The sequence below is a fragment of the Candidatus Margulisiibacteriota bacterium genome (genome assembly GCA_041650855.1).
In the GTDB taxonomy this organism is placed as follows: Bacteria; Margulisbacteria; WOR-1; order O2-12-FULL-45-9; family XYB2-FULL-48-7; genus JALOPZ01.
The window spans coordinates 38,448-50,645 of the sequence record JBAZKJ010000001.1 but is presented as its reverse complement, the minus strand read 5'-3'; the positions used below and the strand labels follow the sequence as shown (position 1 = coordinate 50,645).

Below are 12,198 nucleotides of genomic sequence, written 5' to 3'. Positions count from 1 at the left end.
CCATGCAGCGGATCGTTGCGACTAATTTTACCGATTAGTGGACGGTAATGCAAGTATTTCTTTTATTATTACGATAAATATTATGATGGTAGGCGATATTTCCAAGATCTATGATAGTTTTAAGGTGGTTTCCACCAACCCGGTCAGGTACGCGGGGCAGGGGAACTTCATGGAGACGCTGAACGAATATTTTAACGACGCGCAAAAGCGGCTGCAGCCGGTCGAAGGAATGCCGGGCGTGTTCACGATCAACCCCCAGCCGCCGCAATCGCTGGAAACTCTCGGCCTTTAACTTCGTGCTATAATATTATTCGATGCCTCTCTATGATTACAAATGTGCCAAGTGCGGCCACGTCTTTGAAGTGCTGCAAAAAATATCCGCAGAACCGTTGAGGTTCTGTCCGCAATGCAAAGGGGCGATCAAGCGCCTGATCTCGCCGGCGGGGATCATCTTCAAAGGGCCGGGATTTCACGTCAACGACTACGGCAAGAAAGAAGTTAAAGAGACAAAAAGTTCTGCAAAAGACGCTTCCCCGAAGAAGTCAAAATAGATTCCGGGTGGAATTGGACCCCTTCGACCTTCAGTTTCTGGTGACGCAGCCCCATGATCTCTCCCTCTTTGGTCCAGGCGGAGACCGTTAGCACGCTGGGCAAGCTTTTCCTTTCCACGACCAGCGAGTGGTAGCGGGTGGCGGTGAAAGGCTTGGGCATCCCCCGGAAGACCCCCTTACCGTCATGGTAGATCTCCGAAGTCTTGCCGTGCATGATCCGCGCGGCGCGGACGATCTTTCCCCCGAACACTTCGCCGATCGCCTGGTGGCCCAGGCACACGCCCAGGATCGGCATTTTGCCGGCAAATTCCAGAATGACCGCTTCCGAGATGCCGGCGTTCCGCGGTTCGCCGGGACCGGGGGAGATCAGTAACCGCTCCGGTTTAAGCCGGGCGATCTCTTTCAGGGAGATCTCGTCGTTGCGGAAGACCCGGACGTCGGCGCCGAGTTCGCCCAGATACTGGACGAGATTGTAGGTGAACGAGTCGTAGTTATCGATGACCAGAATCATGTTATAATTGTAGCACGAATGCAGGCGAAAATAATCACCTACCCGGAGCGCGACCGCTGGAACGATTTCGTCGCTAATTCCCCGTACGGCTCGGTCCTCCAATCGTACGAATGGGGGGAACTGAAGTCGCATTTCGGCTGGCAGCCGCTCCGCATCGCGCTGGAAGAGGACGGGCGTTTCCGGGCCGGCATCTCCATTCTGAGAAGGGAGGTTCCGGTCATCAAGCACTCCCTCTTCTACGCCCCGCGCGGCCCGGTCGTCGATTACCACGACAAGGAACTGCTCCATCAACTGCAGGCGGTGATCGAGAAAGAAGCGGACCGCAACCACGCCATTTCGCTGAAGATCGATCCGGAGGTCCCCGAAGACGACCGGCAAGCCGTGGCCAACCTGACCGCGCTCGGTTTTGACCGGGCGCTCAAGCAGGTCCAGCCGCGGGCGACCTTCATCCTGAACCTGGAGCGCGATCTGGACCAGCTGCTGGCGAGTTTTGAAGAGAAGACCCGCTACAATATCCGTTTGGCGGAGAAAAAAGGGGTCGTTGTCCGGGAAGAGCCGGACGAGCACGGGATCGCTCATTTTCACGAGCTTTACCGGGTCACGGCCAAGCGCGATAATTTCCTTGTCCACCCGGAGGCGTATTACCAGAAGATCAGGCAGGTCCTGTTCCCGGCCGGCCTGGGGACGAACTTTATCGCTTATTACGAGCACAAGCCGATCGCCGCGGTCATCATCTTCGCTTTCGGCAAAACGATCTGGTACATGTACGGCGCGTCGGCCTCCGAATACCGCAACGTCATGCCGAACCATCTGCTCCACTGGGAAGTGATCAAGTGGGCGAAGGAGCGGGGCTTCAAGGCGTACGATCTCTGGGGGATACCGGCCGCGCCCAAGGAGGACCACCCGCTGTTCGGCGTTTACCGGTTCAAGAAAGGCTTTAACGGCGCGCTGGTCAAATACGTCGGTGCCTATGATTTTCCCTACAGCCCGCTTTTTTACCAGGCGCTGGAGCACGGGGTGGTCTGGTGGCAGAACCTGCGCAGCCTGATGACCAAGGGGAAGATCGAGGATTCACTAAGCGAATGATCCAATACGATTCCCGGAAAGTAAAACCCGGCGACACGTTCGTGGCCATTCCCGGCCTGAAGCGCGACGGCGCGGACTTCGTGCCGCAGGCGATCGCCAGCGGCGCGACAACGATCGTGGCCGAGCAAAAGATCGCGGTCCCCGAGGGGGTCAATTTCGAGCTGGTCCCTTCGGCCCGGCAGGCGCTGGCCTATCTCTCGGCCAAATACTACGACTTCCCGTCGACCAAGCTGAAACTGATCGGTGTCACCGGGACCAAAGGGAAAACGACGGTCTGTTTCCTGGTCCGGTCGATCCTGAACAAGGCCGGGTTCAAGACCGGCTTGATCGGGACCATTACCCACGGGATGACGACCCCCGAGTCGGCCGACCTGCAGGCCGAATTGGCCAGGCTGGTCAACGAAGGTTACACGCACTGCGTTCTCGAAGTTTCCTCCCACGCGCTGGCCCAGGAACGGGTCCACGGCTGCAAGTTCGCCGTCGCCATCTTCACCAACCTGGCGCACGATCACCTCGATTACCATAAGACGATGGCGGAGTACCTGACCGCCAAGAAAAAGCTGTTCGAGATGCTCGATAACGAGGCGACCGCCATCATCAATGTCGACGACCCGGCGAGCGCCGCGGTCATGGGAGTGGTCAAGGGGGAGGTTGTCCCCTTTGGGATCGATCAGGCCCGTCATGAGCTCCGGAGCACCAAGCATAATGAGTTTGATACGGAGGTTGCCGCGGTCCAAATTCGTGACAAAGAGATGACGGTCAAACTTAACACGACCGAGATCAGGACACCGCTGATCGGGACCCACAATGTCTACAATATAGCCGCCGCCTGGCAATGCGGAGTTACTTTTGGTATCCGTCCGGCTATTCTCAAGGAAGGGATCGAAGCGGTCAAGGTCATTCCCGGCCGCCAGGAAGAGGTTGCTTGTGGCCAGCCCTTCCGGGTGGTCGTTGACTTTGCCCACACGCCGGACAGTCTGCAGAAACTGCTGGAGACTTACCGGCCATTGACCAAAGGGAAACTGCGCCTGGTTTTCGGTTGTCCCGGGGACCGTGATCGCGAGAAACGACCGCTGATGGGGGAGATCGCCGCGCGGCTGGCCGATCAGGTTATCGTTACTACCGATGATCCGCATAGCGAGGATCCGCAGAGGATCATCCAGGAGATCGTTGCGGGGCACGAGTCGCGGGTCGCGAGTTGCCTTGACCGGAAGGAAGCAATTGTCCAGGCCTTGAAGTCAGCCGAAAAGGGCGATATTGTCTTGATCGCGGGCCGGGGACACGAGCAGTATCAGGATTTTAACGGCCGCCAAGTGCCGCTGGACGATAAAACGGTGGTCCGGGAGCTACTCGTAGGTCAGCGGCAGGTTTAATTTCCGCTTCAACGCCACGTTATATTCGTCGATCTTCGCCTGAGCGTATTCCGGCCGGATGTAGTGGTCGGGGGTCAGGTTAAAGGCGCTTAAGAAAAAGCCGCCGGTCATGACGAGCGCGCCGGTGGTGATGACGCCGGACCCGGCCGAGGCGACCGCGCCGCCGAGCATGGCAATGACCCCGCCGCCGATGCAGGCGGTGCCGAGGTTGCGCCAGACGGCCTTGCCGCTTTCCAGTTCGTTGATCCGGGCCAGCTCCCGGTTATCGCCGACCAGCTTGAGAAAATCGAAATCGTTCAATTCGCTGATGCCGCCCAGGTAAACGTACCATTCGTTGATCTCCTTGACCTCCGAGCGCTGCAGCCCCTGGTTGGTGATCCGGGTGGTGGTGTCGGAATACGATTCGAACGAGAAGGTGGTCGAACTGATGTCGGTGTAATTGTAGTGGCGTTTTTCGTCGATCAGCCGCTTCTTGGTCACCAGCTCCAGTTTATTATGCTTGTAATAGAGCTTGTTCAGATAATCCTGTTCGGCGGCGGAAACCTCGGCCCGGACAAAGGTTGCAATCGCGACGATCGAGATGAGCGCGAAAACTAGTTTCTTCATGCCTTAAATTATAATACAATTGCGGCGGGAGGTAAATATGAGCAAAACCAAATATCCCCTGGACAAAGTCTACCGGTTGCTCGGTTCCGGGCCGACGGTCCTGATCAGCTCCAGCCTGAACGGCAAGCCGAACGTGATGACGATCGCCTGGACGATCCCGCTCGATTTCGACCCGCCGCTTATCGGCTGCTGCATCGGCGACCAAAATTACACGTTCCGGATCGTTAAAAAGACGAAAGAGTTCGTCATTAACATACCGGGCGCCAAACTGGCGAAGAAGGTGGTCGCTTGCGGCAGCGTCTCCGGCCGCAAGATCGACAAGTTCAAAAAGGTCGGTTTAACTCCCGTGCCGGCGTCCAAGGTCAAGGCGCCGCTGGTGCAAGAATGTTTTGCCAACCTGGAATGCAAAGTGGTGGACGCAAGAATGGCCGGCCAATACAACCTTTTTATCGTGAAAGTGGTCGCCGCCTGGCTGGACAAGGGAGCGGAAAAAACGCCGACCCTGCACCATGTTACCGGGCACCGGTTCAAGATCGGACGGGAATAATGCTTAAACGGGCGGAGGCCACTTTTTTCGGCCGGGTCCAGGGGGTCGGTTTTCGTTTTACGGCCGAGAATGTTGCCAATGCTTATAAATTGACCGGGTTCGTCCGTAACTTGCCGGATGGGAGCGTTGAGGTAGTGGTCGAAGGGGAGGAGGGAGAGATCAAGTCTTTTCTGGCGACAATTAACGAAGAATTGGATAACTATATCGAGAAATACAAGCTCAACTGGTTCCCGCCGACGGCTGAATATAAACGGTTCACTATCCAGTCATTTTAGGCCGGGGAAGACCGTCGCCAATCCCGGATGGACGATCTGGCCGGCTTTAATATTTAGCCCGCCGGCGATCACTTTATTCTCTGCCGCCGCTTTCTCCAGCCCTTTATCGATGATCTCGACCAAGTAAGGGAGAATGACCGTGCCCAAAGCTTCGGAAGTTGTCCTGGCCCCCATGGAGGGGAGATTGGGCGGGGCGAAGAAGAATACCTCCGTTCCCGGGAGCACCGGCAGATCGAACGGTTCCAGAATACTGGTCTCAACTATGCCGTCGACGCCGCCCCCCTGATCGATGTCGACCGGGTAGACGCAGCCGCCGGGGACCATGGTGCGGAGCAGGTCGAGCGTGACCAGTTTTTCCGGCCGTTTGCCGGCGCTATACATCGCGGTCACCAGGAAAAAAGCGCCGGCCAGGGCGTCCCGGACGCTCTGCGGGGAAAGCTCGGACACTTTGACCTTGGGATAGCGCAACTGGTGTTCTTTGAAATATTCGGCCAGCGCTTTGGCCCGGGCCGGGACCTTCTCGAGCAGGATAACTTCGCAGCCGCGCTCGGAAAATTCTTCGGCCGCCGTCCGGCCGACGCTCCCGCCGCCCAGGATCGCGACCTTGACCCCGTGCAGCCCGGTCTCCGGCAGGCCGGAGGTGATGATCTTCTTGCTGAGCAGGGCGTATTCGTCGGCGTGGCGGGCGATGACCTTGGCGGCCGCTTCGCTCATCGGGGCGAGGCAGGGGAAACAACCGCTCTCATCCTCCATCGTTTCGTAAGCGAGGTAAGTTGCTCGCGTCCTGAGCGCCGCTTCGGTCCGCTCCCGGCTTTGGGCGAAATGCTGGTAGGAGAGAAAAAGGTTGTCGCGCAGCTTGGCAAAATCTTCCGGCCGGGTCTCTTTGACCCCGAGGACCAGGTCCTGTTCCAGCGCTTTGGCGTGCGAACAGATGTAAGCGCCGACCTGTTCGTAATCCTGGTCGGCAAAATCGATCTTGGCGCCGGCGTTGCTTTCCACGTAGAGCTGCAAGCCGGGAAAGCGCTCTTTCAGCCGGCTGATGAGCGGCGGGGTCAGGATCACGCGGCTCTCGACCTCGCGCCCGCGCGCGTCGGTCTTGGATTCCCTTAAGACGGCCAGTGATCTAACCATTGAATTTATATTTTAATATTTCCGGGTCGGTTTCGTCGACCTTGATCATGTTGTAGGGGAAGAAAATGTCGGTGTCGGTCTCCCGGATGCTCAGGTCGTCCAGCTTGATCTCCAAATGAACGTCGGCCGGCACCACTCGCAGGTCGCGCGCCTTGACCCCTTCCATCGGCTGAGCCCAGTTCTCGATGATCCGGCTGATGATCTCGCGCCGGCCGGAGAATTCTTCGCCGAACTCGGTCAGGATCGCCAGGGCCGGCTTGCCCAGCCGCGCTTCTTTCAGCAGATTGATGCAGCCGAGCATGCCGAGGTGCTGCTTCAAATATTTGCCTTCCTCTTTCTCGACCGAGCCGATATTAAGGAGAATGACCTGGCAATCGCGGTATTCCTTGCCGAGGCCCACCTCGTAGCGGGTATCGCCGGTAATGCCGATGCTCATTTTTTCCCCGCCGCGATAAGGGATGTTGGTATGGATGACCAGGCCGACCGCCGATTCCTGGTTGGTCCAGCGTTCGGTGTGGTGGGCGGACTTGGCCGAAATGGTAAACCCGTATTTGTCCAGGAGCGACGCCCCTTCCACCTCGGCGACCTCCGCGCCCGGGATCAGCAGTTTGTAATTGATCTCCCGGTTGCCGCCCGGGTCGGTGGCCGAGAGCAGGCCGTGAAACTTGAGCAGCACGCCGGCCGAGCCGAAGATGTCGAGCACCTTGCTTTTGCGCTGTTCATTGTGGTCGTTGTATTTGGCCAGGAGGGAGAGGATCCCTTCGACCGATTCGGTGTGGTCGTCGTGGTCGTGGGTAATGATGATCGCGTCGATGTCGGCGATCCCCATTCCCAGGTCGCGGAAGATATTGAAAAAATCGTAACCGGGATCGACGGCGATCCCCTTGATCTCGCCCCGGCCGTTCTTCAGCGTCAGGAAATAACCGCCGCCCTGCGAGATGCCGCGGGAATAGAGGGGGCTGGCGGAATTCCACTTGTGGATCGTCCGCAGGACGTTGGGCCCGATCACCCGGCCGAGCGCGCGCGGCGTGTTCAGGTCGCGGACCAGCTTCAGCTGGTTCTGCTTGATCATTTCCCGGGTGGGGAACAGGGTTTCTTCCATGTAGGCGATCGCCTGGGTGGAGGGGGAATTGAAGTTCTTGGTCTGCAGGTCGGACTGGTGCGAGAGCTTGAAGTCGCCGTACGCATCCTGGAAACGGCCTTGCAGAAAATGGGCGATACCGCGGAAATAGGCCGGCAGCCCCAGGCTCTTGTGCTGTTTCTGCAGCTTCCTGATCAGTTCGTCGTAGATCGCTTCCGCTTCCTGATAGAGGTTGTTGTTGATGCAGGCGTAGCCGATCGTGTTCCAGAAACCGTTCCCTTCGTCGCCCAGAGAGAGGAGGGTCTTGAGCAGCTCCTTGAAGTTACGCTGGATCCACTCTTTTTGCTGGCCGGGCGAGGCGCGCTTCAGATTTTCCCAGGTATTGGGCCGGAGCGCGTCGAGCACCTCGGAGGGCATTAGAACCTCCAGGTTCCCCCGACCATCTGCGTCCGGTTATAACTGCCGCCCAGGACCGCATAGTCTATTATTAAATTCCCGACCGCCAGGCTGAGGCCGGCCGACTTGCTGCCGTCGTTCAGGCCGGCGCGGGCAAGCAGGCCGGGGAGGATGACCGCTTCCGCCCCGTAATGCATCGTGGCGGTCTGGCCGTTCTGGTTCAGGATATTATGGGCGTCGGCCGCCAGCGTCAGCGACGGGAGCGGTTGCACGGCAACGCCGCCGTTGACCAGCATCTCGTAACCGCGGGTCGTTTGCCCGTTCTGCCAATGGAAATCGGTCGTCAGCACCCCCTTGGTGACCAGGCCGACCGCGATGTATTCGACCGGCTTGGCGATGACGCCGACGTCGAGATCGGCGCCCATCCCCCGGATGTCGGTGCTGATCTTGGTCAGGTCGTAAAAGTTGACGCCGAGGCCGACGGCGATCCGCTGCTCAAAGCCGGAGGCGAGCGAAAGGGTGTACCAGTTGCTTTTCTGGTCGAGCGGCTGATTGACGTCGTTGAGCCAGCTGAGGCCGAGCGCGAACTGCGCCTTGGTGCTTTCGCTCTCCACGGCCGGCTGTTCCCAGTAGTGGGGGCGCTCGTAATTGGGCCGGTACCACAGGGGAACATAGGGGATGAACCCGATGTTGATCTGAGTATTCTTGGCGACCTCCTTGGCAGTGTCCCGGGTAGAGCGGGCAAACGACTTGGCCGATTCTTTCGTATCGCCGCCGATCTTTTTTGCCAGGTCTTTTAACTCTTGTTTCAGGCTGACGATCTCGGTCGTCCCCTGGACCAGCGGCGTCACCGCTTCCTCGCGGGAGGGGGCGGGGCCGTCGCCGCTCCGGCTCCAGTTCTTTTGCACGACCCCCTGGTCCTTAAGATACAGGGCCCCCTGCAGGGCGACGGCCGAAGCGAGCCCGACGCCGGCGATCCAGACGAACGGGTTCATGTCGGCCTCGTAGCACATTTTCAGGTTGGCGGTGTTATCGCCGATCCAGGTGTTCCGGTTATTTAACTGAGTGGAACCGGTCAGGGATACTTCGGGGTTCAGGGCCAGGCCGGCGGGATTCCAATAGGCCGCGCTGGCGTCATCGGCGACCGCGGTGAACGCGCCGCCCATCCCCATCGGCCGGGTGCCGAACAGGGCCAGGGCGCTTTGCGCCGAGAAAGCGAGCAGGACAAAGACGGTCAGGAGTTTTTTTGCCATAATGGTGAATTGTAACAAAAGCACCTTGTCGAAGCAAGGCACCGATGTTAAAATGGCTCGCAGTCATGTTACAGCGGGCATATCAATTGATCGTGGCACCGGACCAGGCCTGGCAGGCGATCAAGCGGGAACAAGTGACGCTCGGCCGGCTTTTCCGCGGATACGCCGCTCCGTTGGCCCTGGTCCCGGCGCTCAGCGCCGCCGGCCGCTTGCTGCTGCTGCGCGGACGGATGATCAGCTGGTCGTTCCTGATCGACCTGTTCACCGCCGGGCTGGTAAACTACATATTATTGCTGGGCGCGCTCCTCTTCAGCGGTTGGGTGATCAGCCTCCTGGCCCCGTACTTCGCGGCCAAAGCCGACCTGCCGGCCGCGACCAGGACGGTGGTTTACTCGCTGACGCCGGTCTGGTTATCCAGCATTTTTCAGCTGGTTCCCCGTTTAAGCGCGTTGACGCTGCTCGGCCTGTACGGGGCGTTCCTGCTTTACACCGCGCTGCCGGTCATGCTGGAAACCCCGCCCGAAAAGCAGACCGGCTTTGCCGCGACGATCATCCTTTTTGGCTTGGTGGTAATGATGTTCCTCTCGATCGGCGGCGGCGGAGCGCTGTACTTATGACCGGACCGGAGATCCTGACCTTTAAACAGCTGCTGGAGCGGAACGCCGCCAAGTTCGCCGATAAAGTAGCTTACCAGATCAAGTGCGACGACCGGTACCGGCAATACACTTACTGCCAGGTCGCGGAGCTGGCCAAAAAAGTCCAGGTCAAACTGGCCGCCCTGGGGGTTGGGGTTGGGGACCGGGTCGCGCTGATCGGCGAGAACCGGCCGGAGTGGCCGATCGCCTACTTGGCGATCACCGGGCTGGGGGCGGTGGTGGTGCCGCTCGACGCGATGCTGAAGAAGGAAGACATTACCCCGCTGATCGCCGACGCGGCGCCTAAAGCGTTCATCCTCTCGGCCAAGTTCCTCGATTTCGCCAAAGGGACGATGGTTGAAGGGCGGGAGATCGTTATGGAAGGTTTCGACGCCTTGCCCGACGGGACAGCGCCGGATAACCTGGTAACGCTCGACCACCTGGCGGCGATCGTTTATACCTCCGGGACGACCGGGAACCCTAAAGGGGTGATGCTGACCCACCGCAACCTCCTGTCGAACGCCATTTCCGGCGCTTCCTGCTTTGAACTGGGGCCGGGCGACAATTTTCTGTCGGTCCTGCCGCTCCACCACACTTTTGAGACGACCGGCGGCTTCCTGGCCCCGTTCTACACCGGTTGCCGCGTTACTTACGCCGAAAGCCTAAAATCGTACAACCTGCTGCAGAACATGCAGGAGACCGGCGTCACCCTGATGCTGGGCGTGCCGCTCCTTTACCAGCTGCTGTTCGACGGGATCATGCGGAACGTGGAAGAACAGGGGAAGACCAAGTTGTTCTCGCTTCTGTTCGCCGTCTCCCGGTTCTGCCGGAACGTCATCGGGTTTAACGTCGGCCGTAAGCTGTTCGCCGTTATCCATAAGAAATTCGGCGGCAAGATCCGTTTCCTGGTCTCCGGCGGAGCGGCGATCGACCCGGCACTGATCCACGGCTTTGACCTGATGGGTTTCCCGCTCATCCAGGGGTACGGGTTGAGCGAATCGTCCCCGGTCCTGACCGCCTGCACGCTCCGGGACAACGTGATCGGCTCCGTCGGTAAACCGATCCCCGGCGTGTCGATCAAGATCGCCGGCGACGATCCGGTCGGCGAAATACTCGGCACCGGGCCGAACATCATGAAAGGCTACTACAAACGGAAAGACCTGACCGACAAGGTGCTGATCAACGGCTGGCTCTTTACGGGCGATGTCGGCTACCTGGACGAGAGCGGGCATCTCTTTATTACCGGCCGTTCCAAGGACGTGATCGTGACCGGCTCCGGGGTCAACGTTTATCCGGAAGAGCTGGAGTTCAGCCTGAAAAAGATCCCGGCGTTCAAGGAGATCTGCATCCTGGGCGAAAAAGCGACGACCGGCGTCAAGCGGGGGACCGAACAGGTGGTCGCGGTGATCGTTCCCCAAGAGGGCGTGTCCGCGGAGCGGGTCCAGGCCGAGGTCAACAAGTACAACGAAACGGCCGCCGATTTCAAACGGGTCGCGCGGGTGATCGTGCGGGCGGAGGAGTTCCCCAAGACCAGGCTGCTCAAGATCAAGCGGTTCGAACTGCGAAAGGAGCTGGGATTATGAACGAGGAACAATTAAGGGGCGAGATCCGCCAGCTGGTCGCCAGGATCACCAAATTGCCGGTGGAAAAAGTCAGTTACGAGGCCAATCTGTTCACCGAGCTGAACGTCGATTCGCTCCTCGGAGTGGAGATCTTCGCCGCGCTGGACAAGAAATACGGGGTCAATATCCCGGAAAACCAGCTGAAAGCGGTCAACACCTTGAACGACCTGATCGCCCTGGTCGGCAAGCAGCTCGCTAGTAAATAACCTTATTCAGCGGATATTCGACCAGTCCCCGGGCGCCCGCCTTGATCAGTTTCGGGATCATTTCCCGGACCAGCTTTTCATCCACGATCGTGTCGACGTCCACCCAGTCGGGGTTGGATAGCTCGGCCACGGTCGGCGTCTGCAGAGCGGGGAGGGCGGCCAGGACCTGGCGGAGCCGGCTTTTCATCACGTTCATCTTCAGGCCGACCTTGGTCTCCGCGTTCAGCGCCCCCTGGACGAGCATGACCAGGCTGGCGAGCTTCTCTTTTTTCCACGGGTCGTTCAGGCAGGCGGCGTTGGCGATGACCACCGTGTTCGATTCCAAAACGGTATCGATGATCTTGAGGTGGTTCGCTTTGAGCGAGGAGCCGGTCTCGGTCAGCTCGACGATCGCGTCGGCCAGCTCCGGCGGCTTCGCTTCGGTCGCTCCCCAGGAGAACTCGACGTCGGCCGCGACCTTCTTTTCTTTCAGCCATTTTTTCGTGACGTTGACCAGCTCGGTCGCGATCCTTTTCCCCTTCAGGTCCTTAACACCCTTGATCTTGCTGCTTTCCGGCACGGCCAGGACCCAGCGGACCTTGCGCATCCCCTGCTTGGCGTAAACGAGATCGGCGACCGTCTTGACCTTGCAGCCGGAATCGGTCACCCAGTCGCTGCCGGTCAGGCCGGCGTCGATCACACCATCTTCGACGTAACGGGCCATTTCCTGGGCGCGCGCCAGGGTGACTTGCAGCTCCGGGTCGTTGACGGACGGGAAGTAAGAGCGGGACGACGGCTTAATGCTCCAGCCGGCCTTGCGAAAAAGCTCGAAAGTCGATTCCTGCAGGCTCCCCTTGGGCAGACCGAGTTTTAAAGTATTTGACATGATCTCCTCCTGTGAGGGGATTTTATCACCGGTAGAAATTATAAACAAGCTGAAATTATT

The 12,198-nt window shown here is 59.0% G+C and carries 15 protein-coding genes; 9 read left to right on the top strand and 6 right to left on the bottom strand.

Going from position 1 to position 12,198, the window contains the following annotated elements; genetic code table 11:
* The first annotated feature begins 85 nt into the window (after positions 1-85).
* Together WC529_00295 and WC529_00290 are read left to right on the top strand one after the other, a co-directional pair.
* Complete coding sequence (locus tag WC529_00295) at positions 86-292, top strand: hypothetical protein (protein MFA5112718.1); 207 nt, start codon at positions 86-88, stop codon at positions 290-292.
* A 22-nt stretch (positions 293-314) separates the two neighbouring features.
* Positions 315-551: an FmdB family zinc ribbon protein gene (locus WC529_00290; GenBank protein MFA5112717.1), complete on the top strand. Its 237-nt coding sequence runs from the start codon at positions 315-317 to the stop codon at positions 549-551.
* On the opposite strand, the gene WC529_00285 is transcribed toward WC529_00290, so the two are convergent.
* Positions 499-1,062 carry an aminodeoxychorismate/anthranilate synthase component II gene (locus WC529_00285; protein ID MFA5112716.1) on the bottom strand — a complete coding sequence of 188 codons (564 nt, stop codon included), beginning with the start codon at positions 1,060-1,062 and terminating at the stop codon, positions 499-501. The genes WC529_00290 and WC529_00285 overlap by 53 nt on opposite strands.
* 18 nt (positions 1,063-1,080) lie before the next feature.
* Here WC529_00285 and WC529_00280 point away from each other — a divergent pair, with 18 nt between their 5' ends.
* Together WC529_00280 and WC529_00275 are read left to right on the top strand one after the other, a co-directional pair.
* Complete coding sequence (locus WC529_00280) at positions 1,081-2,148, top strand: peptidoglycan bridge formation glycyltransferase FemA/FemB family protein (protein MFA5112715.1); 1,068 nt, start codon at positions 1,081-1,083, stop codon at positions 2,146-2,148.
* Positions 2,145-3,521: a UDP-N-acetylmuramoyl-L-alanyl-D-glutamate--2,6-diaminopimelate ligase gene (locus tag WC529_00275; GenBank protein MFA5112714.1), complete on the top strand. Its 1,377-nt coding sequence runs from the start codon at positions 2,145-2,147 to the stop codon at positions 3,519-3,521. Before WC529_00280 ends, WC529_00275 begins: the two co-directional genes overlap by 4 nt.
* On the opposite strand, the gene WC529_00270 is transcribed toward WC529_00275, so the two are convergent.
* The gene (locus tag WC529_00270) at positions 3,495-4,127 is read right to left on the bottom strand and encodes a hypothetical protein (GenBank protein MFA5112713.1); all 633 of its coding nucleotides are present in this window, start codon (positions 4,125-4,127) and stop codon (positions 3,495-3,497) included. The two genes, WC529_00275 and WC529_00270, sit on opposite strands and share 27 nt — an antisense overlap.
* Before the next feature lie 37 nt (positions 4,128-4,164).
* Between WC529_00270 and WC529_00265 the strand changes: the two genes are divergently transcribed.
* Complete coding sequence (locus WC529_00265; protein MFA5112712.1) at positions 4,165-4,674, top strand: flavin reductase family protein; 510 nt, start codon at positions 4,165-4,167, stop codon at positions 4,672-4,674.
* The gene (locus WC529_00260) at positions 4,674-4,949 is read left to right on the top strand and encodes an acylphosphatase (GenBank protein ID MFA5112711.1); all 276 of its coding nucleotides are present in this window, start codon (positions 4,674-4,676) and stop codon (positions 4,947-4,949) included. The genes WC529_00265 and WC529_00260 overlap by 1 nt, the downstream gene beginning before the upstream one ends.
* Here the strand turns inward: WC529_00260 and WC529_00255 are convergent.
* The 3 genes from WC529_00255 to WC529_00245 are packed head-to-tail and all read right to left on the bottom strand — an operon-like array spanning position 4,941 to position 8,810.
* On the bottom strand, positions 4,941-6,080 hold the full coding sequence (locus WC529_00255) for a hypothetical protein (protein ID MFA5112710.1): 1,140 nt from the start codon (positions 6,078-6,080) through the stop codon (positions 4,941-4,943). The two genes, WC529_00260 and WC529_00255, sit on opposite strands and share 9 nt — an antisense overlap.
* Positions 6,073-7,578 carry an MBL fold metallo-hydrolase gene (locus WC529_00250; protein MFA5112709.1) on the bottom strand — a complete coding sequence of 502 codons (1,506 nt, stop codon included), beginning with the start codon at positions 7,576-7,578 and terminating at the stop codon, positions 6,073-6,075. The genes WC529_00255 and WC529_00250 overlap by 8 nt, the downstream gene beginning before the upstream one ends.
* Positions 7,578-8,810 carry a hypothetical protein gene (locus WC529_00245; protein ID MFA5112708.1) on the bottom strand — a complete coding sequence of 411 codons (1,233 nt, stop codon included), beginning with the start codon at positions 8,808-8,810 and terminating at the stop codon, positions 7,578-7,580. Before WC529_00245 ends, WC529_00250 begins: the two co-directional genes overlap by 1 nt.
* 65 nt (positions 8,811-8,875) lie before the next feature.
* On the opposite strand from WC529_00245, the gene WC529_00240 reads away from it, so the two are divergent.
* The 3 genes from WC529_00240 to WC529_00230 are packed head-to-tail and all read left to right on the top strand — an operon-like array spanning position 8,876 to position 11,273.
* Entirely contained in the window at positions 8,876-9,427 is a 552-nt protein-coding gene (locus WC529_00240) for a YIP1 family protein (GenBank protein MFA5112707.1), read from the top strand.
* On the top strand, positions 9,424-11,028 hold the full coding sequence (locus tag WC529_00235) for an AMP-binding protein (GenBank protein ID MFA5112706.1): 1,605 nt from the start codon (positions 9,424-9,426) through the stop codon (positions 11,026-11,028). The genes WC529_00240 and WC529_00235 overlap by 4 nt, the downstream gene beginning before the upstream one ends.
* Positions 11,025-11,273: an acyl carrier protein gene (locus WC529_00230; protein ID MFA5112705.1), complete on the top strand. Its 249-nt coding sequence runs from the start codon at positions 11,025-11,027 to the stop codon at positions 11,271-11,273. Before WC529_00235 ends, WC529_00230 begins: the two co-directional genes overlap by 4 nt.
* Here WC529_00230 and hisG read toward each other — a convergent pair.
* Positions 11,263-12,138, bottom strand: a complete 876-nt coding sequence (hisG, locus tag WC529_00225; GenBank protein MFA5112704.1) for an ATP phosphoribosyltransferase — start codon at positions 12,136-12,138, stop codon at positions 11,263-11,265. The two genes, WC529_00230 and hisG, sit on opposite strands and share 11 nt — an antisense overlap.
* Positions 12,139-12,198 lie beyond the last annotated feature (60 nt).